General features: G+C 29.0%; 23 protein-coding genes, 1 other RNA gene and 1 riboswitch. Of the genes, 23 read left to right on the forward strand and 1 reads right to left on the reverse strand.

The window, feature by feature from the left end; all coding sequences use genetic code 11:
* The 14 genes from I6E15_RS04225 to I6E15_RS04285 form a co-directional block, all read left to right on the forward strand.
* Positions 1 to 380, forward strand: a 380-nt coding sequence (locus tag I6E15_RS04225) for a dihydrodipicolinate synthase family protein (protein WP_235244992.1), incomplete at its 5' end; no start/stop codon positions are given.
* A 216-nt stretch (positions 381 to 596) separates the two neighbouring features.
* A riboswitch (purine riboswitch) is annotated at positions 597 to 694 on the forward strand.
* 65 nt (positions 695 to 759) lie between these two features.
* Positions 760 to 2073, forward strand: a complete 1314-nt coding sequence (locus I6E15_RS04230; protein WP_235244994.1) for an NCS2 family permease — start codon at positions 760 to 762, stop codon at positions 2071 to 2073.
* An 88-nt stretch (positions 2074 to 2161) separates the two neighbouring features.
* The gene (locus I6E15_RS04235; RefSeq protein ID WP_235245003.1) at positions 2162 to 3112 is read left to right on the forward strand and encodes an AEC family transporter; all 951 of its coding nucleotides are present in this window, start codon (positions 2162 to 2164) and stop codon (positions 3110 to 3112) included.
* 16 nt (positions 3113 to 3128) lie between these two features.
* Positions 3129 to 3260 (forward strand): hypothetical protein, encoded by a 132-nt coding sequence (locus tag I6E15_RS10190; RefSeq protein ID WP_268827922.1) that lies wholly within the window; start codon positions 3129 to 3131, stop codon positions 3258 to 3260.
* 12 nt (positions 3261 to 3272) lie between these two features.
* Positions 3273 to 3554 carry a hypothetical protein gene (locus I6E15_RS04240; RefSeq protein ID WP_177160203.1) on the forward strand — a complete coding sequence of 94 codons (282 nt, stop codon included), beginning with the start codon at positions 3273 to 3275 and terminating at the stop codon, positions 3552 to 3554.
* Between the two features lie 155 nt (positions 3555 to 3709).
* Positions 3710 to 4060: a CidA/LrgA family protein gene (locus tag I6E15_RS04245; protein ID WP_177160204.1), complete on the forward strand. Its 351-nt coding sequence runs from the start codon at positions 3710 to 3712 to the stop codon at positions 4058 to 4060.
* Positions 4060 to 4755 carry an LrgB family protein gene (locus tag I6E15_RS04250; RefSeq protein ID WP_235245005.1) on the forward strand — a complete coding sequence of 232 codons (696 nt, stop codon included), beginning with the start codon at positions 4060 to 4062 and terminating at the stop codon, positions 4753 to 4755. The genes I6E15_RS04245 and I6E15_RS04250 overlap by 1 nt, the downstream gene beginning before the upstream one ends.
* Before the next feature lie 9 nt (positions 4756 to 4764).
* On the forward strand, positions 4765 to 5382 hold the full coding sequence (locus I6E15_RS04255) for a histidine phosphatase family protein (protein WP_235245014.1): 618 nt from the start codon (positions 4765 to 4767) through the stop codon (positions 5380 to 5382).
* An 18-nt stretch (positions 5383 to 5400) separates the two neighbouring features.
* Positions 5401 to 6237, forward strand: coding sequence for a diaminopimelate epimerase (dapF, locus tag I6E15_RS04260; protein WP_235245119.1), 837 nt, complete (start codon positions 5401 to 5403; stop codon positions 6235 to 6237).
* A gap of 337 nt (positions 6238 to 6574) precedes the next feature.
* On the forward strand, positions 6575 to 7447 hold the full coding sequence (locus tag I6E15_RS04265; protein WP_235245121.1) for an alpha/beta hydrolase: 873 nt from the start codon (positions 6575 to 6577) through the stop codon (positions 7445 to 7447).
* A gap of 20 nt (positions 7448 to 7467) precedes the next feature.
* The gene (locus I6E15_RS04270) at positions 7468 to 8118 is read left to right on the forward strand and encodes an N-glycosylase/DNA lyase (protein ID WP_235245123.1); all 651 of its coding nucleotides are present in this window, start codon (positions 7468 to 7470) and stop codon (positions 8116 to 8118) included.
* A gap of 69 nt (positions 8119 to 8187) precedes the next feature.
* A complete protein-coding gene (gene miaB / locus I6E15_RS04275; protein ID WP_235245144.1) occupies positions 8188 to 9504 on the forward strand; it encodes a tRNA (N6-isopentenyl adenosine(37)-C2)-methylthiotransferase MiaB in 1317 nt (438 codons plus the stop codon).
* An 18-nt stretch (positions 9505 to 9522) separates the two neighbouring features.
* On the forward strand, positions 9523 to 10770 hold the full coding sequence (rho, locus tag I6E15_RS04280) for a transcription termination factor Rho (RefSeq protein WP_235245146.1): 1248 nt from the start codon (positions 9523 to 9525) through the stop codon (positions 10768 to 10770).
* Between the two features lie 18 nt (positions 10771 to 10788).
* On the forward strand, positions 10789 to 11889 hold the full coding sequence (locus I6E15_RS04285; RefSeq protein WP_235245155.1) for a peptidoglycan DD-metalloendopeptidase family protein: 1101 nt from the start codon (positions 10789 to 10791) through the stop codon (positions 11887 to 11889).
* 80 nt (positions 11890 to 11969) lie between these two features.
* Here I6E15_RS04285 and I6E15_RS04290 read toward each other — a convergent pair whose 3' ends face one another.
* Complete coding sequence (locus I6E15_RS04290; RefSeq protein ID WP_177162137.1) at positions 11970 to 12164, reverse strand: YMGG-like glycine zipper-containing protein; 195 nt, start codon at positions 12162 to 12164, stop codon at positions 11970 to 11972.
* Positions 12165 to 12347: 183 nt separating this feature from the next.
* Here I6E15_RS04290 and I6E15_RS04295 point away from each other — a divergent pair, with 183 nt between their 5' ends.
* From I6E15_RS04295 to I6E15_RS04335, 9 genes are all read left to right on the forward strand, one after another.
* Positions 12348 to 13376, forward strand: a complete 1029-nt coding sequence (locus I6E15_RS04295; protein WP_235245171.1) for a PTS transporter subunit IIC — start codon at positions 12348 to 12350, stop codon at positions 13374 to 13376.
* A 511-nt stretch (positions 13377 to 13887) separates the two neighbouring features.
* Positions 13888 to 14934 (forward strand): flavodoxin-dependent (E)-4-hydroxy-3-methylbut-2-enyl-diphosphate synthase, encoded by a 1047-nt coding sequence (gene ispG, locus I6E15_RS04300; protein ID WP_320614814.1) that lies wholly within the window; start codon positions 13888 to 13890, stop codon positions 14932 to 14934.
* A 63-nt stretch (positions 14935 to 14997) separates the two neighbouring features.
* Positions 14998 to 15435: a hypothetical protein gene (locus I6E15_RS04305; protein WP_235245200.1), complete on the forward strand. Its 438-nt coding sequence runs from the start codon at positions 14998 to 15000 to the stop codon at positions 15433 to 15435.
* A 22-nt stretch (positions 15436 to 15457) separates the two neighbouring features.
* A complete protein-coding gene (locus tag I6E15_RS04310) occupies positions 15458 to 15910 on the forward strand; it encodes an RNA polymerase sigma factor (protein ID WP_235245202.1) in 453 nt (150 codons plus the stop codon).
* Positions 15910 to 16233, forward strand: coding sequence for a hypothetical protein (locus I6E15_RS04315; RefSeq protein ID WP_177162142.1), 324 nt, complete (start codon positions 15910 to 15912; stop codon positions 16231 to 16233). The genes I6E15_RS04310 and I6E15_RS04315 overlap by 1 nt, the downstream gene beginning before the upstream one ends.
* 14 nt (positions 16234 to 16247) lie before the next feature.
* Complete coding sequence (locus tag I6E15_RS04320) at positions 16248 to 16673, forward strand: hypothetical protein (RefSeq protein WP_177162143.1); 426 nt, start codon at positions 16248 to 16250, stop codon at positions 16671 to 16673.
* 58 nt (positions 16674 to 16731) lie between these two features.
* An RNA gene (gene ffs, locus I6E15_RS04325) (signal recognition particle sRNA small type) lies at positions 16732 to 16824 on the forward strand.
* 68 nt (positions 16825 to 16892) lie between these two features.
* Positions 16893 to 18125, forward strand: a complete 1233-nt coding sequence (locus I6E15_RS04330) for a GNAT family N-acetyltransferase (protein WP_235245253.1) — start codon at positions 16893 to 16895, stop codon at positions 18123 to 18125.
* Positions 18126 to 18137: 12 nt separating this feature from the next.
* Positions 18138 to 20333 carry an ATP-dependent helicase gene (locus I6E15_RS04335; protein ID WP_235245255.1) on the forward strand — a complete coding sequence of 732 codons (2196 nt, stop codon included), beginning with the start codon at positions 18138 to 18140 and terminating at the stop codon, positions 20331 to 20333.
* Positions 20334 to 20343 lie beyond the last annotated feature (10 nt).

A 20343-nucleotide genomic window follows, 5' to 3' on the forward strand; every position in this document is an offset into this window, starting at 1 on the left:
AAGATGAATTAGGAGCAGACAGAGTAGTATTCAACGGTCCAGACGAACAATTATTATCAGGACTAGCTATGGGAGCTGACGGAGGAATCGGTGGAACATACGGAGTAATGCCAGAATTATACTTAGAAATAGAAAGATTATTCAAAGCAGGAGAAATAGCAAAAGCAAGAGAAATCCAATATGAAGCATGTAGAATAATCTATGCAATGTGTGGATGTAAAGGAAACTTATACGCAGTAATGAAAGCAATCTTAAAAATGAGAGAAGGAATTGACTGCGGAAGCGTAAGAAATCCATTACCAGAATTAGTAGCAGAAGACATGCCAAAAGTAGAAGCATGTGCAAAAATGATAGACGAAGCAATGAAAAAATTCTTCTAATCAATTGAGTAAAAATATAGCTAATTCAAAATTTATAAAAATTAAGGGGCTATCTATTTTGATAGCCTTTCTTAAAATACCAAAGGAAAAATCTTTTGGTATTTTTTCTTTTAAAAAATAAAGATACTGTATAATATTTTGTTAAAAAAGATAAAACTTATTTTTCTTTTACTTGACAAAAAAAGTAAAATATATTATGATATGATGTAAAATAATTTAGTTTATTTATTAAAGCACTATATAAGCCTATAATATGGTTAGGCGTCTCTACATACAACCGTAAATTGTATACTATGGCCTGCAACAAATTTATTTTATTATAAGGGCCTGAAGCTTTTTCAGGCTCTTTTATATTTTTTATTTTATTAGGGAGGATTCAATGGAAAAGTTTTTTAAATTGTCTGAAAAAAACACAACAGTAAGACAAGAAATCATTGCAGGTATCACTACTTTTTTAACTATGGCTTACATAGTTTTTGTTAACCCAGCTATTTTATCAGCTACTGAGATGGATCAAGGAGCATTAATCACAGCTACTTGTCTTTCAGCTATAATTGGTACAGGACTTACAGGTCTTTGGGTAAATGCACCATTTGCTATGGCACCAGGAATGGGACTTAACGCTTTCTTTGCTTTTACATTAGTAAAAGGTATGGGAGCAACTTGGGAACAAGCTCTTGGAGTAGTATTTTTATCAGGAATTATATTTGTAATTTTAACAGTTACTGGAGTTAGAAAAGCTCTTATCCTTGCAATTCCTATGGAATTAAGACTTGCAACAGGAGCAGGAATTGGTTTATTTATAGCGTTTTTAGGAATGCAATCAATGGGACTTATAGTAGATAATCCAGCTACACTTGTAGGACTTGGAGCATTTACAAAACCAGTGGCTATTTCAGTTATAGGATTAGTAGTTATGGCTTTCCTAGAAGTAAGAAAAACTAAAGGTGGAATCTTATTAGGAATAGTAATCACAACTATTTTAGGAATTTTAATGGGAGAAATTGAAGCTCCAAAAACAATAATCTCTATGCCACCAAGCATAGCTCCAATAGCTTTCAAACTTGATATATTAGGAGCTTTAAAACCAGCTTTAATGGGAGCAATATTATCATTCCTATTTGTTGACTTATTTGATTCTTTAGGAACAATCTTAGCTTGTGCAAATGAAGCAGGGCTTATAGATAAAGATGGAAATGTTGAAAAAATAGATAAAGTATTAGAAGTAGACGCTGCATCAACAATGATAGGTTCACTTCTTGGAACTTCAACAGTTACTACATTTGTTGAATCTGCATCAGGAATAGCAGCTGGAGGAAGAACAGGACTTACTTCTATCACAACAGCAATTTGTTTCTTTATAGCATTATTCTTCTCTCCATTAATCGGAGCCGTACCAGCTTACGCAACAGCACCAGCTTTAGTTATAGTTGGAGTATTTATGTTTAAAAACTTATTAGACATAGATTTAAGAAATCTTGAAACAGCTATCCCTTGTTTCTTAACAATTGCTATGATGCCACTTGCTTATAGTATCTCAATAGGACTTGCATTTGGTTTCGTATCATATGTTTTAATCAAAGTGTTTGTAGGAAAAGCAAGAGAAGTAAACTTAATCCTTTGGATAGTTGCCATATTCTCTTTCTTAGAAATTACAGGTTTAATGAAAGTTTTAGTAGGAAAATTATTCTAGCATAAATTAAAGAAATAGTATATAATATATAGTGTAACATTTTTATGTTACACTATATTTTTTTATTGTAAATTAAGGAGAAAATATTATGTTAGAGAATCTTTTAGTATCGCTAAATGTTGTATTTCCCATTTTTGTTATGTTGACAATAGGGGTTTATGTGAGAAAGAAAAAAATGGTAACAGATCAGTCCCTATCTGTTATGAATAAACTTGTGTTTAGAATATTTATGAGTTCTCTACTTTTTATAAATATCTCAAATATGGATATAAAAGCAGTTCTTGATGTAAGAAATTTAAAATTAGTTTTAATTATCTGGGGAGCTTTATTTTCTATAACTGTGCTTTGTTATTTTTTATTTGAAAAAACTATGACTGATAGAAATCAAATACCAGTTATGATACAAGGAGCTTATAGAGCAAACTTAGCACTTTTTGGAATACCTATGGCAATGTCTTTATATGGAGAAAAGGGTCTTGGAGTGATGTCACTTGTGAGTGCTGCTGCAATTCCTCTTACAAATATGATGGCGGTAAGTCTTTTGGAAGGGTATGCTACAAAAAAAGTAAATGTAAAGAAAGTTTTAATCTCTATTGCAAAAAATCCTTTGATTATTTGTAGTACCCTGGCTTTGATTGTGGTATTTCTTGATATAAAACTTCCAAAACTTATAAAAAATCCTATTGTAAGTCTTGGGCAAGTGGCTACACCTCTTTCATTTGTGGTTTTAGGGGCAACTTTAAAATTTGACAGCCTTGTAAAAAATCTTAAACTTAGTATGGTAGCAAATACAATAAAACTTATAATTCTTCCATTGATAGCTGTAAGTATTGGAATAAAAGCTGGATTTACTAATGAATATTTGCTTGGAATTTTAGGGGCAACAGGAGCTCCAGGAGCAGTATCATCTTTTATTATGGTTAAAGAGATTGGAGGAGATGAAAATTTAGCAGCGGAACTTGTGGTTTCTTCAACTCTTTTATCAATACTTACTTTATTTGTATGGATATTTGTTTTAAAAACTTTTGGTTATTTATAAGAAAATTGGAGAGAAGATGACAGATAAAGAGATTGAAATTCAAATGGAAAAAGCCATAGATAAAATTCCGTGGGAGATAAAAAAAATAAAAGTAATACTTTTTTTAATAAAAAACTTTAGAAAATTAAAGGGATTTTTAAAAATATAATTGGAGGATAGAATGGATAAAAAAGTTGAAAAATTAGTTAGAAAAATAGATGAAGAATTTAAAAAAAGAGGATTTGAAATAACTGAGGATTTAGAAGAACTTGTTGAAACAACTCCTAGCGTAGAAAAAGCTTTAGGAAATACAAATTTTAATAGCATTGAGATATTTCAAGTAGATGAAGAAAATGCAATAGGATTTACACTAGATGAGATGCAAGTAAACTTCTTTATAGAATATGGAGAAGATGAAGAAGGACCTTGGTATGAGGCGTCTGCTGAAATAATCAATTTCTAAAAATAAAAATAAGATAAAAAATGGGCTGTTGTGTCATAAAATATATATGATTTACAACAGCTTTTTTTAATAAAAAAATAATGTTTGACTTGAAAAAATTAAAGGAATATAATATACAGGTATTTTTTAAAAAAGTTAAAAAAGGGGGCAACATTTTGTTTATTCAGCTTTTAATTTTATTGTCTATTAATTTTGTCGGTATTCTTATCCAAAAGTTTTTTCATCTACCTTTACCAGGAACTATAATAGGTATGATGATACTTTTTATATTACTATACACAAAAGTTTTAACAGAGAAAACTATTGGAGATATATGTGATTTTCTTATAAAGATAATGGTACTTCTGTTTTTACCTCCAATAATCGATTTGATAGAAAACTTTGATTTGTTAAGAGTAGGATTTTTGAAAATTATATTTTTATTAGTAGTGACAACAGCTATCACAATGGTTGTCACAGGAAAAACAGTAGACTTTTTAATTAGAATGAAAGAGGGGAAAAAATAATGAGTATGGAAATTTTAAACAGTCCACTTTTTGGGCTTATACTAACAATTTTGGCTTTTAACATAGGGCTTTATATATTTGAAAAATCTGGAAAATTTCCATTATTTAATCCATTGCTTATAAGTGGAATAATAGTTATAAGTTTGATGGAGGGATTTAATATTCCACTAAGTTATTATCAAAAAGGTGGGGTTATGTTATCGTTTTTCTTAGCACCAGCCACAATAGCTCTTGCACTTCCTCTTTATAGACAGGTTGATAAATTGAGAGAACATTTTTTCCCAATCATTGTTGGAGCTTTAGTAGGAGCAGTGACAGCTATTGTATCGATAATATTTATAGGAAAAGCTTTGGGAATTGATGAAGTTCTTCTTAAATCTTTTATGCCAAAATCAATCACAACACCTCTTGGAATAGAGTTAAGTGCTTTGGTTGGAGGAATTCCTGCAATAACAATTTTCGCTATAATAATTACTGGGATAACTGGAAATGCTATCGCTCCATTTATCTGTAAATATTTTGGAATAAAACACCCAGTAGCAAAAGGTTTAGGAATTGGAATATCAAGCCACGCTGTTGGAACAGCAAAAGCTATTGAAATGGGAGAGATTGAGGGAGCTATGAGTGCTTTATCAATAGTAATAGCTGGGATAATTACTTTTTTAGTAGCACCACTTTTATTATTCTTAATCTAGGGAGGAAATGTGAAAATATATTTTGTACGCCACGGAGAAACTGAATGGAATGTAAAAAAAATATTTCAAGGGGTAAAAGATTCTCCTTTAACAAGTCTTGGGAAAGAGCAAGCTAGAAAATTAAAAAATAGATTAAATCAGTTAGATTTTGATTATTTTTATTCATCTCCACTTGGGAGAGCCAAAGAAACTTTAAGAATACTTACAGAGGATAGAAAAAATATTACTTTGGGAGAGATAGAAAATTTTAGAGAGATTGATATGGGAGAGATGGAAGGAGTTCCAAGAGATGATTTTGAAAGAAAATACCCTGTTCAATTTAATAATCTTTGGTACAATGGAAAAGATTATGATCCAAGTGAATATAAGGGAGAAAATTTCCAAGGAGTAATAGATAGAGTAAAAAAAGGCTTAGATTTTTTAGTGACAAATCATAAAAAAGATGATAAAATTCTTGTAGTTTCTCACGGAATTGCTTTAGAGGCAATATTTGCTTGTATAAATAACGAGGGAGTGGAAACTTTTTCAGAAAGAAAAGTTCCAGAGAATACAAGTCTTACAATAGTAGAGTATATAGACAATCAATTTAAAATTTTGGATTTTTCTAATACTTCACATCTGGACTAATAAAAAGGGGGAGATAAGATGAGATTTACAAAAATGCAAGGGGCTGGAAATGATTTTTTATTAGTAAATGGTTTTGAATATAATTTGGAAGAAATAGTTCCAAAAATAAAAAATCTATGTGATAGAAGATTTGGTGTTGGAGGAGATGGGCTTATGGTAGCTCTTCCAAGCGAAACTTGTGATGTAAAAATGTATTACTACAACAGTGACGGTTCACAAGGTGAAATGTGTGGTAATGGACTTAGATGTTTTGTAAAATTTGTCTATGAAAAAGGAATAGTAAACAAAGAAAATCTGAAAATAGAAACTTTAGCAGGAGTTCAATCTGCTGACCTTATAACAGAAAATGGAAAGGTAAAACAAGTTGAAATAGAAATAAGTAATCCTATATTTGAGCCTAAAAAAATTCCTGTGGAAGTAGAGGGAGAAAATGCTTTTAATCAAGAGTTGGAAGTTTTTGGAGAAAAAGTTAAATTCTCTACAATATTTTTAGGTGTACCTCATACAGTTATCTTTATGGATAATGAAAATCAATATGATATAAATAAATTTGGGAAAGAGATAGAAAAACACCCATTATTCCCAAGAAAAACAAATGTAAACTTTATAGTTGTAGAGGATAGAAAAACTATAAAAATATTTACTTGGGAAAGAGGTGCTGGAAGAACTTTAGCTTGCGGTACTGGTTCTTGTTCAGCTGGTCTTGTATCTTACAAATTAGGTTTTACAGATAAAGAGGCAAAAATCATAACAGAAGGTGGAGATCTGTTTGTAAATGTATTAGAAAATAGTGTAAGACTTCGTGGTGGAGCAGAGATAACTTTTGAAGGTGAAGTTGATTTATCAAAATATTAATCTATAAATAAAAAACTTTGAATTACTTCATACTTCAAGAAATTGATTAACTACGGTTTATCTCTCTAAAATCTCAAAACTCGCTAGCGCTCAAACAGTTGAGATTTTTAGCGTTCGATAAATCCTTGTTATTCTAATTTCTTTCAGTAAATTACGTAATTCTTAAAGTTTTTTAAATTAAAATATAATTATGTAAATAAAAATAGGATTTTATTTAGAAAAATTTTTAGAAAAAATCCTATTTTTCTTTTTTTGAAAAAAATTAAAAAATTTTTTAGCAATTTAGCAAAAAATACAGTCTATATAAATGGATAAAAAAATAAATTTTGGAGGAAATATGGAACTGATTCATAGAGATACCAAAGATGGTTTAAACTTAGTAGGTTGTTACTGGGAGGGGAAAAAAGAAAAAGCGTGTATTGTATTTACTCACGGTATGTATGATAATATTTTGGAAAATAATTTCGTAGAACTTATGGGAGAGGAACTTTCAAAAAAAGGTTACGGATTTATTTTTGGACATAACAGAGGTTATGGGGTTATAAATACAATATTAGTAAAAGATAGAGAAAGTGGAAAGTTTAGCAATAAAATAATCGGATCAACTTTTGAAAAATTTGGTGAAAGTATCTATGATGTTGATTTGTGGGTTGAAACTGCCAAAAGTTTTGGATATTCAAAAATTATTCTAGCCTCACATAGTTTTGGTTGGCTAAAAAATCTATATTATATGTCTAAAAAAGGATTAAGTAATATAGCGGGAGTTATAATGATATCTCCGCCAGATACAGTTGGACTTGTAGGAAGATGGGAAAAATCAAAGGAGATGTTTGCTGAGGCTTGGGAAAATATCGAGAAGGGAAACTCTAAAAAAATAATGGAGCATAAAATGTTAGATATATTTCCCATTAGTTCAAGAACATTTTATTCATATAGAAGAGATGGGATTTTGGATATATTTCCCCTTGTAGAAAGTCCAGAAGAATTTGGATATTTTTCAAAAATTGATAAACCAATAATTATGTTTTTAGCCGAAAGAGATAATGTAATAGTGGAAACTCCACAAAAAGATATAGAAAAAATAAAAAGTTATGCAAAGTCTACTGATGATTTTACAGGAATAGTTATAGAAAAAACAACCCATAAATATATAAAAAAAGAAAAAGAGCTTGTAAATTATATTGTTGATTGGGTAGAAAAAAGATTTTAGAAAATAAAAGGAGTAAATTTATGAAAAATGAATATTTTTATGAAATAGAAAAAAAATATTTTGAAATAAAAGATGATATTGATAAAAGACTTGAAGAGTATAAAAAAGTTTGGGAAGAGGGAACAAATGAAGATATTCATGCAGAACTATCTTTTTGTATATTAACTCCTCAATCAAAAGCTCGAAATGCTTGGAAAGCTATTACAAATATGAGAAATGATAATGTTTTATTTAGTGCTGATGCAGAAACTTTATCAGAATATTTAAACATAGTGAGATTTAAAAATAATAAGGCAAAATATCTAGTTGAACTTAGAAACCAAATGACAAAAGATGGAAAAATTATAACTAAAGATTTTTTTGAAAGCATTCCTACTGTTCCAGAAAGAAGAAATTGGATAGTTGAAAATATAAAAGGAATGTCTTGGAAAGAGGCTGGACATTTTTTAAGAAATGTTGGATTTGGACAAGAGGTAGCAATCCTTGATAGACATATTCTAAAAAATCTTGTAAGACTTCAAGTGATACCAGAAGTACCAAAAACTTTATCCAAAAAAATCTATTTAGAGATAGAGGACAAGATGAAAAATTATTGCAAAGAAGTGGGAATTACAATGGATAGAATGGATTTATTGCTTTGGTATCTAGAGGCAGGAGAGATATTTAAGTAAATAGAAATATTGAAAAAAAAGAGAAATCGTGTTATAATTCTCAAGATACTAAAAAAATGTGGAGGACTGATGAAAAAAAACGCTACTGTTATAACTTATGGTTGCCAAATGAATGTTAATGAAAGTGCAAAAATAAGAAAAATAATGGAAAACTTAGACTATGATATAACTGATAATATAGATGAAAGTGATGTAGTATTCTTAAATACTTGTACTGTAAGAGAGGGAGCTGCAACACAAATATATGGAAAGCTTGGAGATCTGAAAAGAGCTAGAGATGCTAGAGGAACAAAAATAATAATTACAGGTTGTTTTGCTCAAGAGCAAGGAAAAAAACTTTTAGAAAAATTCCCTTACATTGATATTATAATGGGAAACCAAAATATTGGAAGAATTCCTGAGGCATTAGATGAGATAGAACACAACAAAAAAGTAAAACACGTAATCTTAACAGAATATGAAGAAGAATTACCACCAAGAATTGATGCAGATTTTGATAATAAAATCACAGCCTCAATTTCTATCGGTTATGGTTGTAATAACTTCTGTACATATTGTATAGTTCCATATGTAAGAGGAAGAGAAAGATATGTGCCAATGGCTGAGATTGTAGAGCAAGCAAAAGAATTTGTAAAAAAAGGTTATAAAGAAATTATGCTTTTAGCTCAAAATGTAAATTCTTATGGAAGAGGGCTTAGCGAAAATGAAACTTTTGCAAATCTTTTACAAAATCTTTGTGATATAGAGGGAGATTTCTTAATAAGATTTGTTTCTCCTCACCCAAGAGATTTTACAGATGATGTTATTGATGTTATTGCAAAAAATCCTAAGATTGCAAGAAGTATCCATATTCCTTTACAATCTGGTTCTAGTAGAGTTTTAAAACTTATGAACAGAGGTTACACAAAGGAAAAATATTTAGATTTAATAGAAAAAATAAAAACAAGAATACCTGATATAGCTATTACAACAGATATAATAGTAGGATTCCCTCAAGAAACTGAGGAAGATTTCCAAGATACTTTAGATGTTGTAAGAAAATCTAAATATGATACAGCATTTATGTTTATGTATTCTATTAGACAAGGAACAAAAGCTGCTGTTATGGAAGGACAAATAGATGATGAAGTAAAACACGATAGACTTCAAAGATTAATTGCTCTTCAAACAGAAATTTCAAAAGGAATAAGTGAAACTTACGAAGGAAAAATCGAAAGAGTTTTAGTTGAAGGGCCAAGTAAGAAAAATAAAGAAGTTTTAAGTAGTAGAACTTCTACAAATAAAATAGTTTTATTTAAGGGTGAAAAAGAGTTAGAGGGACATTTTGTAGATGTAAAAATTACTGAATGTAAAACTTGGACTTTATATGGTGAGTTAGTAAAATAAAAATAATGGAGGAGTGATATGGAGTTTGAAAAATTTCTACTGAAGGAACTTTTAGAAATCTGCAAACAATTAGAGATAGAAAATGTTTCTGGGAAGAAAAAAAATGAGATAATTAAAATGCTAGAGGAACATTTTGCCAATTCAGATGATCTTACAATAGCAAGTGGGACTTTGGATATAATGGGAGATGGATACGGATTTTTAAGGGATACAACAGTAGAAGGGAAAAAAGATATCTATATTTCTCTTTCACAAATTAAAAGATTTAAGTTAAGACAAAAAGATATAGTAATCGGAGTTATCAGAAAACCAAAAGATGATGAAAAAAACTATGCTCTTAGAAAAGTTTTATTTGTAAATAATGAATCAACAGAGAAAGCTGAGGCAAGAGTACCTTTTGAGGATTTGATTCCGTACTATCCAACACAAAAATTAAAACTTGAAACAAATCAAAAAAATATTTCTGGAAGAATAATAGACCTTATTGCACCTATTGGAAAAGGACAAAGAGGACTTATAGTTGCACCACCAAAAGCTGGAAAAACTATTCTTATAAGCACAATAGCAAATTCTATAATCGAAAATCATAAAGATGTAGAAGTTTGGATTTTGCTGATAGATGAAAGACCAGAAGAGGTAACAGATATAAGGGAAAATGTTAAGGGAGCGGAAGTTTATTATTCAACTTTTGACGAAGATCCGAAAAATCACACAAAAGTAACAGAAGAAATTATAGAGAGAGCTAAGGTAAAAGTTGAAAATGGTGAAGATGTTGTAATACTTATGGACTCTTTAACAAGGCTTGCAAGAGCTTACAACATAGTTATTCCATCAAGTGGAAAACTTATATCAGGGGGAATTGATCCAAGTGCTCTATATTATCCTAAAAATTTCTTTGGAACAGCTAGAAATATAAAAAATGGTGGAAGTTTAACAATAATTGCAACAGCCTTGGTTGATACAGGAAGTAAGATGGACGATATTATTTATGAAGAATTTAAAGGAACTGGAAATATGGAAATCCATCTTGATAGAAGTTTAGCTGAGCTTAGAATATATCCTGCAATAGATATTCAAAAATCAGGAACAAGAAAAGAAGAACTACTTATTGATAAGAAAAAATTATCAGTAATTTGGGATTTTAGAAGATATTTGGCAGGACTTGATAAAGCTTCAGCTACAAAATATTTGATAAATGAGATAAAAAGTACAAAAAGTAATGATGAAATGATAGAAAAATATATGAGTTCTGTGGAAAAGAGTTAGAAAGGAGATTTTAGTCAAATGGCTTTTAATTTAGAAGAACTTAATAAATTAAGAAAAAAGAATATAAAGCAATATGTAATGGTAAAAAGAAATAAAGAGATTGTTATAATTTTAGGAGTTTTTCTAATAATAAATATGATTATTATAAATACCTTTCTAAAACCTTTTAACAGAGAAGTTGTAGATACATCAAAATTTACTGAATTTTATCAAAGTGAAAGCGAAGATAAAAAAGATTTAGAAGATGTATTTGTTGTTTTAAGCAAAAACTATTATACAATAAAGAAAAATTATAATTTAAAAGATAAGCCAGTAGAAATTACAGAAGAACAAGTTTCTAAAATTTTAGGTGAAGAGATAAAAGAGCCTGAAATAAAACCAGAAACGACTACTGCACCAAAAGTAGCTTTAGAAAAAAGAATTTATGAAGTAAAAGCTGGAGATTCTTTAGATAAGATTTCAAAAGAATTTTCTCAAAGTATAAATATTATAAAAGCTAATAATCCTAAAATTGGTACTACTCTTCAAATAGGAGAAGAATTGTTAATACCAACAATAAATGGTATTTATTACAAAGTTAAAAATGGAGATAGTCTTTCTAGAATTTCAACAAAATATAAAGTAAAAATAGATGTTATAAAAGAATATAATAATTTAACATCAGATACTTTAAAAGTAGGGCAAGAGTTATTTTTAAAAGATCCTAACTTAAAAAATATATCTTCTTCAGTAAGAACTTTTACAATGCCAGTAAATTATAAAGGGATTACTAGTCCTTATGGAAATAGATTTCACCCAGTATTAAAAAGATATATTTTACATTCTGGTGTAGATATGGTAGCTAGCTATGTTCCTGTAACAGCTTCAAGAAGTGGAGTAGTTACTTTTGTGGGAGTTGCTGGAGGATATGGAAAATTAATAAAAATAAAACACTCAGATGGATATGAAACTAGATATGCCCATCTTAATAGAATTGATGTAAAAAAAGGTCAAAAAGTAAGCCAAGGTCAATCTTTGGGACAAAGTGGAATGACTGGAAGAGTAACAGGACCACATTTACATTTTGAAGTTAGAAAAAATGGTAAACCTGTAAATCCAATGAAATATTTAAAAAGATAAAACAAAAATAGAGAAAGCCTAAAAAACTTTCTCTATTTCTTTTATAATAACTTTTTAAATTTTAACTAAAAACAAAAACTCTATTTATTTCTTTCTGCAGCAATAGCTCCAGCTCCAGCTCCAAGTCCAGCTCCAACAAGAGTACCCGTATCTCCTCCTATTATATGACCAGCCACAGCTCCGACAGCTGCTCCAGTAGCTATATGTTTTTCAGTTCTTGTACATCCAACAAAAGCGATACTTGCAAGTGCTAAAACAACTAAAAATTTTTTCATAAATTACCTCCCAAAAAGCAATATTGATATAAAAAAAGAGGATACCTTTTTTAATAAGACATATCTTTTATAAAAAAAGTTTAAAAAAATTAATAAAATTAAAAAGAATTTGCAAAAGTTTATAAAAAAATATATAATAACAATTAGCATATACATCTGACAAGACAGAAAAAAGGAGAAAAAATGGGAGTAAGAGAATTTTTAAGAAAAAAAGATGTTATCTTTAGTACAGAAAGGTATTTGATAGTTGCAATGAGTAATATGGCAATGGGACTTTTTTCATCGCTACTTGTGGGAACTATTTTAAAAACAGTGGGAACAAAATTAAATATTAGTTATTTAGTTGAAGTTGTATCACCACTTGCTATGCAAATGACAGGACCAGCAATAGGAGTTTCAATAGCATATGGTTTAAAAGCACCAGGACTAGTTTTGTTTGCTTCTACAATAACAGGAGCTTTTGGAAATAAAGTTGGTGGACCAGTTGGAGCTTTTTTTGGGACAATAGTTGGAGTAGAAATAGGAAAATTAATATCTAAAGAAACAAAAATAGATATAATTTTAACTCCAGTACTTACAATTTTAACAGGAATGTTAGCGGGAGAATTAATAGGACCAACAGTTGCAAGAGTAATGTCATCTTTTGGTAAAGTTATAATGGTAGCAACAGATTTACAACCATTCTATATGGGAATTTGTATCTCAGTTCTTATGGGAATAGCTTTAACTTTACCTATAAGTAGTGCAGCTATTTGTATGATGCTTGGACTAAGTGGACTTGCAGGGGGAGCAGCTACAGTTGGTTGTTGTTGTCAAATGGTTGGATTTGCCGTGATGAGTTTTAAAGAAAATGGATTTGGTGGACTTGCAGCTCAAGGACTTGGAACATCAATGCTTCAAATGGGAAATATAATTAGAAACTGGAAAATTTGGATTCCACCTACACTTGCTTCTGCGGTACTTGGACCAGTGGCTACAATAATATTTAAAATGGAAAATAGTCCTATTGGCTCAGGAATGGGAACTTGTGGTTTAGTTGGACAAATCGCTACAGTTGGTACAATGGAAGAGATTGGAAGAGGGGGAACAAATCTTTATCTTACAATTTTACTTTTACATATTGTACTACCAGCAATATTAACACTTTTCTTTGCTCATATAATGAGAAAGAAAAATTTAATAAAAGATGGAGATTTAAAACTAGAATTATAAAAAAATGTAAATAAAAAAGAAGCTATTTTCTGGGGGGATAGCTTCTTTTTTTCATTAGTATAACTAATGGGGAAAATATTATGATACGTTTATTATAGAGATGTTATATGTCACTAATATGTCAAAAATAAAAAATTAGAAAAAATATTATTAAATAAATATTACAAAAAAATAAAAAAGAAGCTATTTTTGGGGGGATAGCTTCCTTTTCATCCATATAATTAATGGGGAAATATTATGATATTTGAATTGTACTAAATAAATGTGTCAAAACTGTGTCACAATAAAAAAGTATCAAAAAAATGTTATAAAATAAAAAAGAAGCTACTTTCTGGGGGAATAGCTTCTTTTTATTAGTATAACTAATGGGGAAAATATTATGATGGCTTTATTATATCGGTACAATGTGTCAAAAATATGTCAAAGAGAAAAAACTATAAATTTTTGAATAATATCATGTTATGTGATAAAATATCTTTATAAAATCTAAATAAAATATAGAGGTGCTTTAATTATGAGAAAAACAAGAGAGATAAAAATAGGTAATTTATATATTGGCGGAGAAAATCCTATTATTATTCAGTCTATGACAAATACTCCTACTGAAGATGTAGAAAAAACAGTGGCTCAAATAAAAGAATTAGAAAAAGCTGGTTGTGAATTAGTAAGAGTTACAGTAAACACAGAAAAAGCAGCAGAAGCTATAAAAGAGATAAAAAAGCAAATAAATATTCCACTTGTGGCAGATATACATTTTGATTATAAGTTAGCTTTAAAAGCTATGGAAAATGGAATAGACAAACTTAGAATAAATCCTGGAAATATAGGTGATGATGAAAAGGTAAGACTTGTGGTAGAAAAAGCAAAAGAATCAAATGTTCCTATAAGAATTGGAGTAAATAGTGGTTCTGTTGAAAAAAAAATATTAGAAAAATATGGAAGAGTAACTGCTGATGGAATGGTAGAAAGTGCTATGTACCACGTTAATCTTTTGGAAAAATATGGATTTAATAATATTATAATCTCACTAAAAGCTAGTAATGTAAAAATGATGGTTGATGCTTATAGAAAAATATCAGAGCTTGTTGATTATCCATTACATTTAGGGGTTACAGAAGCTGGAACAGAATTTCAAGGAACAGTAAAATCAGCTATTGGAATAGGAAGTCTTTTAGTTGACGGAATTGGAAATACAATAAGAGTTTCATTAACAGAAAATCCAGTTGAAGAGATAAAAGTGGCAAAAGAAATTTTAAAAGTTTTAGGATTAAGAGAGGGAGTAGAGATAGTTTCTTGTCCTACTTGTGGAAGAACTCAAATAGATTTAATTGGACTTGCTAAAAAAGTTGAAAAAGAGTTTGGAAATATAGAAAAAAATATAAAAATAGCTGTTATGGGTTGTGTTGTAAATGGACCTGGAGAAGCTAAAGAAGCAGACATTGGAGTTGCTGGTGGAAAAGGAGAGGGACTTTTATTTAAAAAAGGAGAGATTGTAAAAAAAGTTAAAGAGGAAGAAATTATCCCAGAACTTAGAAAAATGTTAGAGGAAATTTTGTAAAATTTTAAACTAAAATAAAAAAAAATAAGTCAAAAGAGTAAATCAATTTTTAGGAGTATAATTATGAAAGCGAAGGCAGGGATTTTAGTATTATTAATATTAATTGTAACTAGTCTCAGTGGCTGTAAAGCTTTGGATTCTCTTTTGCCAAAAGATTATAACAATGAGATAGCTATGGAAAAAATAGAGGGCAGATATGTCTTTCAAGTTAATTATGACCCTCAATATACAAAACATGTATACCTCGATAATGTAAAAATAAGACCTGGAGTTAAATATTACGTAAAAGAAGGAAAATATTGGTTTAGATATATTGAAGAAGAAAAATATAGATTATCTCTCTTATTTTCAAGACACTCTTTTGATGATGAAGATGACTCAGGTAGCGTAATGCAAGACTATGAAACAGTCAGAAGAGTTATAATGAATGAAGACAAAACAATAAATATAGAAGGAAGAAGGTGTAGAATTGAATTTCAAATCGGCACTGGATGGGATTAAAAATTAATATAGGGGGAGAGAGATGGATTTTGATGAAATATATGATGAATATTTCGATCGTATTTATTATAAAATCCTAGGCTCAGTAAAAAATGCAGAAGACGCGGAAGATATAGCTCAAGAAGTATTCGTGAGTGTTTATAAAAATTTATCTAAGTTTCGAGCTGACAGTAAGATTTATACTTGGATATATAGGATTGCTATCAACAAAACTTATGATTTCTTCAGGAAAAAGAAAATTGATTTAGAATTAAATGAAGAGATTTTAAATATAGAAGATAATAGTGATCTGAATAGTCCTATGATAATTCAAGAAAATCTTAAAAAGTTGAGTAAAGAGGAAAGAGAAATATTGTTGTTGAAAGATGTATATGGTTATAAGTTGCGTGAAATTTCAGATTTAAAAGGAAGAAATATATCGACTATAAAATCTATTTATTATAAAGCTTTGAAGAGTTTAGAGGAGGACAAGTGATGACGCCAAAGGAAAGAGTTAGATTAAATGTATATAAGACATTATTAAAAGAAGAAAAAGAAAAAAATAAAAAGAAATCTTATCTGACTATGTCTGTATTTGTTGTTGGAATATTTGCAGGTTCTGTTTATAATCTTATTCCAAGTACAGAGTCAAAAACTTTAGAAAAAAATATCGGTGAATATACAATATCAAGAGTTGCAGAAGCTCCAAGAGAAAGAGACTTCAATGATTCAATAGACAATTATTTTAATGTCAACTCAAATCACGATAAATCAGAAATAAAAACAGATGAGTATTTTGTATTAAATATGCAATCTTAGTGGAGGCAAAATAGATGTTAAAGAAATACATACTAATATTTACTATCCTTTTTGGAACTTTATCTTTTGGAGATACTAATAGTGAAAATTTAGGAATGATAACAGAAGAAGATTTTGCCAAAGTGGGAGTAACAAAAGAAAATATACTAAAAGCTAAAGATATAATAAATAACTCAAGAAATAAATGTAACTATCTTTTACTTGATAAAAAGAGCAAAGAGTTGGAGATAAATAAATATATTTTAGCTGGAATAGAAAAAAACTGGGATAAAGTTTATGACTTAATTGATGAAATAGGAGATATTGAAGCTGATATTTTAAAGGATAAAATAAGAGCTCAGTACGAAGCTCAACAATGTATATCTCAAGAACAATATTTAAAAGCGAGAGAAATAGCTATAAAAAGAATAGAAAAAGCATCTCAAAATAAGAAAAAATAGAATATTTTATTGACTGAATAAAATATGTGTGATATAATACTAAAGCCGTGAGAGTGATGGAGGTTTATGGCGTAAAGATATCGAACCGTGTCAGGTCTGGAAGGAAGCAGCACTAAGGTATGTTTGCGGGTGTAGATTCAAAGTCATTTTTACGGTTTTGATATGTATATCGAGGAGAGGGAGACTTCTCCTTTTTTTTATAACTATGGAGGAGTAAAAATGTATAAAGTTTTATATGGAGAAGAAATAAAAAAATATACAAATACTTTTAAAAGAATGGAAAAACTTCTTCCAAAATTAAATGAAGCTGAATGTATAATATTGGAAGAGGATAAAGAAACTATCGGATATATTTCTGCTTGGAAAGAGGATAAAAAATATAAGATAGAAAATATCTTTATAAGAAAAGAAGATAGATATAAATCAGCTGGAACTAAACTTATTAACTTTTTTATAAATCATAGCAAAAAGAATGGAAAAAGAGAGATTGAATATGTAGGTGGAGAACAAACAGTTATATCTTTTTTGAAAAAATATAGATTTAAAGAAAAAGATGGAAAAATAGTCCTTGATATATATGAGGATTCTAAAAGGAAAAAAGATGGCTTTGCAGTAGTTATAAGCTCAATATTTTTAAATATATTTTTGGCAGTTATAAAGATTTTTGGTGGAATAAAAGGAAAATCAAATGCTTTATTAGCTGACGGATTTAACTCACTATCAGATGTGGCAAGTTCAACAGCTATTCTTTTAGGGATACATTTCAGTAATATGCCAGAAGATGAAGACCACCCTTACGGTCATGAAAAAATAGAAAGTATAATAGGAATAATGGTTGGAATTTTTGTTGTTATAACAGGGGTTGAGCTTGGAAAAGATGCTGTGATAAAACTTTTAAATAAAGATTATACAGCTATTCCAAATTTTTCAACAATATATCTTGCAATGATATCTATCGTTGTAAAATATGGAATGTATTTTTATAAAATGAAAATAGGAAAGGCTACAAAAAATACAGCATTAATAGCTGATGCAAGAGATAGTAAAAGTGATGTATTATCTTCTAGTGGAGTAGTTATAGGGATTTTACTTTCAATCTATGTGTCTCCAATTTTTGATATAATAGTTAGTATTGTAGTTGCAGGACTTATTTTAAAAGAGGGAATAAGTACAATATTTGAAGTTTCAGATATAATTCTTGATAGACAAGAGGAAGATTTTATTCAAGAGATAGAAGATTATATTTATCATAATACAGATATAAAAAATGTTCACGATATATATATGAGACGTTCTGGGGATAAAATATTTTTGAGTTTGCATATAAGAGTTGATAAAAATATGACAGTTTATGCGTCACACAGCCTTGCAGATAATTTGGAAGAGTCAATAATGACAGATTTTAAAGAAGTGAAAGAAGTTATGATTCATATAGATTCGTTATTAGATTAAAAAGGAGAGGAAATGAAAAGCATACTTGATCAGTTAAATGAACAGCAAAGAAAAGCTGGAGAAAAAATAGATGGACCACTTTTAATTTTAGCAGGAGCAGGTTCTGGAAAAACTAGAACAATAACTTATAGAATTGCTCATATGATATTGGAGAGAGGGATTTCTCCTTACTCTATATTAGCAGTTACTTTTACAAATAAAGCTGCCAAAGAGATGAAAGAGAGAGTTGAAAATCTTATAGGAGAAGATGGAAAAAAAGTTATGCTGTCAACTTTCCACTCTTTTGGATTAAGACTTTTAAGAATTTATAGCTCAAAAATAGGATATAATCCCAATTTTACAATTTATGATACTGATGATCAAAAAAGAATAATAAAACCTATTCTTAAGCAACTGGTAGTAAAAGATAAAGATTTAACAGAGGGAAGAATTGCTTCAATAATCTCTCGTAACAAAGAGGACGGAATCTCTCCAGATGAATATTTAGCAGGAAATAAATATGATGGAAATGCAAAAATTGTTTATGAAGTTTTTGTAAGATATAATCAAGAATTAAAAAATAATAATGGAATGGATTTTTCTGATATTTTAGTAAATACAAATAAACTTTTGGATAATGAAGAAATCCTTACAAAAGTTCAAGAAAAATTCAGATATATAATGGTGGACGAATATCAAGATACAAACAATATTCAATATCAAATTGTAAATAAAATAGCTCAAAAATATAAAAATATTTGTGTTGTTGGAGATGAAAACCAAAGTATATATGGATTTAGAGGAGCGAATATAAAAAATATCTTAGATTTCGAAAAAGATTATAAAGATGCCACAGTTATAAAACTAGAGGAAAACTACCGTTCTACAAAAGTAATTTTAGAGGCAGCAAACTCTGTTATAAAAAACAATAAAACTTCTAAAGAAAAAAATCTATGGACAAGAAAAGCTACAGGAGATTTAATACTTTTAAAACACTGTGACAATGGAAGAGAGGAAGTAAATTTTGTAATTGAGCAAATTCAAAAACTTAAAAAATCTGGAAAAAGATATAATGATTTTACAATCCTTTATAGAACTAATGCTCAATCAAGACTTTTTGAAGAGGGATTTTTAAGAGAAAATATTCCATATAAAATTTTCGGTGGAATGCAATTCTATCAAAGAGCTGAGATAAAAGATATTTTAGGATATTTATCTGTTGTAAATAACCAAATGGACGGAATAAACCTTGACAGAATAATAAATGTTCCTAAAAGAAAAATAGGTGATAAAACTGTTGAAAAAATTAGAAACTATGCTAATGAAAATAATATCACTTACTATGAAGGACTTAAAAATATAGAAAGTGTTGAAGGAATAGGAAAAACAACAGTTGAAAAAATAAAAGAGTTTACTAAAATAATCGATACTCTTATAGAGGAAAGTCAAGAACTTCCAGTGTCAGAACTTTTTAATGATTTACTGGAGATGACAGAATATAAAAAATATTTAGAAACAAATTATGAAGATTATGAGTCTAGAATAGAGAACGTAGAAGAGTTAAGAACTTCTATAGTGGAACTAGAAAAAATTGTTGAAAATTTAACTTTAAGAGAATATTTAGAAAATGTTTCTTTAGTTAGTGCCACTGATGATTTAGATGAGCAAAAAGAGTATGTAAAATTAATGACAATCCATAATTCTAAAGGTTTAGAGTTTCCAGTAGTATTTTTAGTTGGAATGGAAGATGAAGTTTTTCCTAACACAATGAAAGTAATAATAGATCAAGATCAATTGGAAGAGGAAAGAAGAATCTGTTATGTAGGAATAACAAGAGCTGAGGAAAGATTATTTATATCTTTCGCATCTTCAAGATATGTTTATGGAAGAGAGGATTGGAGAACTCCGTCAAGATTTATAAATGAAATTTCTCCAGATCTTATAGAAAAAGAAGAAAATACTCACACAATTAAAGAGAAAAGTGTAGAAGATAAAATTTATGATAAAATAGCTAAAAAATCTTTAAATACTTTTGCAAATACAAAAGAATTAAAACAATCAATTGAAAATATGAAGAAATTACCATATAATATAGGGGACAAGGTTACTCATGTAAAATATGGACTTGGAAAAGTAGTAGGAATAAACGAAAAGAAAGTAAGTGTACAATTTGTTGATGGTACAAAAGATATAGCATTGATATTAGCAGGTAAATTTCTAAAAAAATAGGAGGAAATTG

Origin of the sequence: Fusobacterium perfoetens, from assembly GCF_021531475.1 — a bacterium.
In the GTDB taxonomy this organism is placed as follows: domain Bacteria; phylum Fusobacteriota; class Fusobacteriia; order Fusobacteriales; family Fusobacteriaceae; genus Fusobacterium_B.

Bases quoted from the DNA above. Each gene is read 5' to 3' on its own strand.
- dapF (WP_235245119.1), top strand. From the start codon at position 5,401: ATGAGATTTACAAAAATGCAAGGGGCTGGAAATGATTTTTTATTAGTA.
- I6E15_RS04250 (WP_235245005.1), top strand. From the start codon at position 4,060: ATGAGTATGGAAATTTTAAACAGTCCACTTTTTGGGCTTATACTAACA.
- I6E15_RS04230 (WP_235244994.1), top strand. From the start codon at position 760: ATGGAAAAGTTTTTTAAATTGTCTGAAAAAAACACAACAGTAAGACAA.
- I6E15_RS04235 (WP_235245003.1), top strand. From the start codon at position 2,162: ATGTTAGAGAATCTTTTAGTATCGCTAAATGTTGTATTTCCCATTTTT.
- I6E15_RS04290 (WP_177162137.1), bottom strand. From the start codon at position 12,164: ATGAAAAAATTTTTAGTTGTTTTAGCACTTGCAAGTATCGCTTTTGTT.
- I6E15_RS04335 (WP_235245255.1), top strand. From the start codon at position 18,138: ATGAAAAGCATACTTGATCAGTTAAATGAACAGCAAAGAAAAGCTGGA.
- I6E15_RS04265 (WP_235245121.1), top strand. From the start codon at position 6,575: ATGGAACTGATTCATAGAGATACCAAAGATGGTTTAAACTTAGTAGGT.
- rho (WP_235245146.1), top strand. From the start codon at position 9,523: ATGGAGTTTGAAAAATTTCTACTGAAGGAACTTTTAGAAATCTGCAAA.
- I6E15_RS10190 (WP_268827922.1), top strand. From the start codon at position 3,129: ATGACAGATAAAGAGATTGAAATTCAAATGGAAAAAGCCATAGATAAA.
- I6E15_RS04315 (WP_177162142.1), top strand. From the start codon at position 15,910: ATGACGCCAAAGGAAAGAGTTAGATTAAATGTATATAAGACATTATTA.
- I6E15_RS04285 (WP_235245155.1), top strand. From the start codon at position 10,789: ATGGCTTTTAATTTAGAAGAACTTAATAAATTAAGAAAAAAGAATATA.
- miaB (WP_235245144.1), top strand. From the start codon at position 8,188: ATGAAAAAAAACGCTACTGTTATAACTTATGGTTGCCAAATGAATGTT.
- I6E15_RS04330 (WP_235245253.1), top strand. From the start codon at position 16,893: ATGTATAAAGTTTTATATGGAGAAGAAATAAAAAAATATACAAATACT.
- I6E15_RS04320 (WP_177162143.1), top strand. From the start codon at position 16,248: ATGTTAAAGAAATACATACTAATATTTACTATCCTTTTTGGAACTTTA.
- I6E15_RS04310 (WP_235245202.1), top strand. From the start codon at position 15,458: ATGGATTTTGATGAAATATATGATGAATATTTCGATCGTATTTATTAT.
- I6E15_RS04240 (WP_177160203.1), top strand. From the start codon at position 3,273: ATGGATAAAAAAGTTGAAAAATTAGTTAGAAAAATAGATGAAGAATTT.
- I6E15_RS04305 (WP_235245200.1), top strand. From the start codon at position 14,998: ATGAAAGCGAAGGCAGGGATTTTAGTATTATTAATATTAATTGTAACT.
- I6E15_RS04270 (WP_235245123.1), top strand. From the start codon at position 7,468: ATGAAAAATGAATATTTTTATGAAATAGAAAAAAAATATTTTGAAATA.
- I6E15_RS04295 (WP_235245171.1), top strand. From the start codon at position 12,348: ATGGGAGTAAGAGAATTTTTAAGAAAAAAAGATGTTATCTTTAGTACA.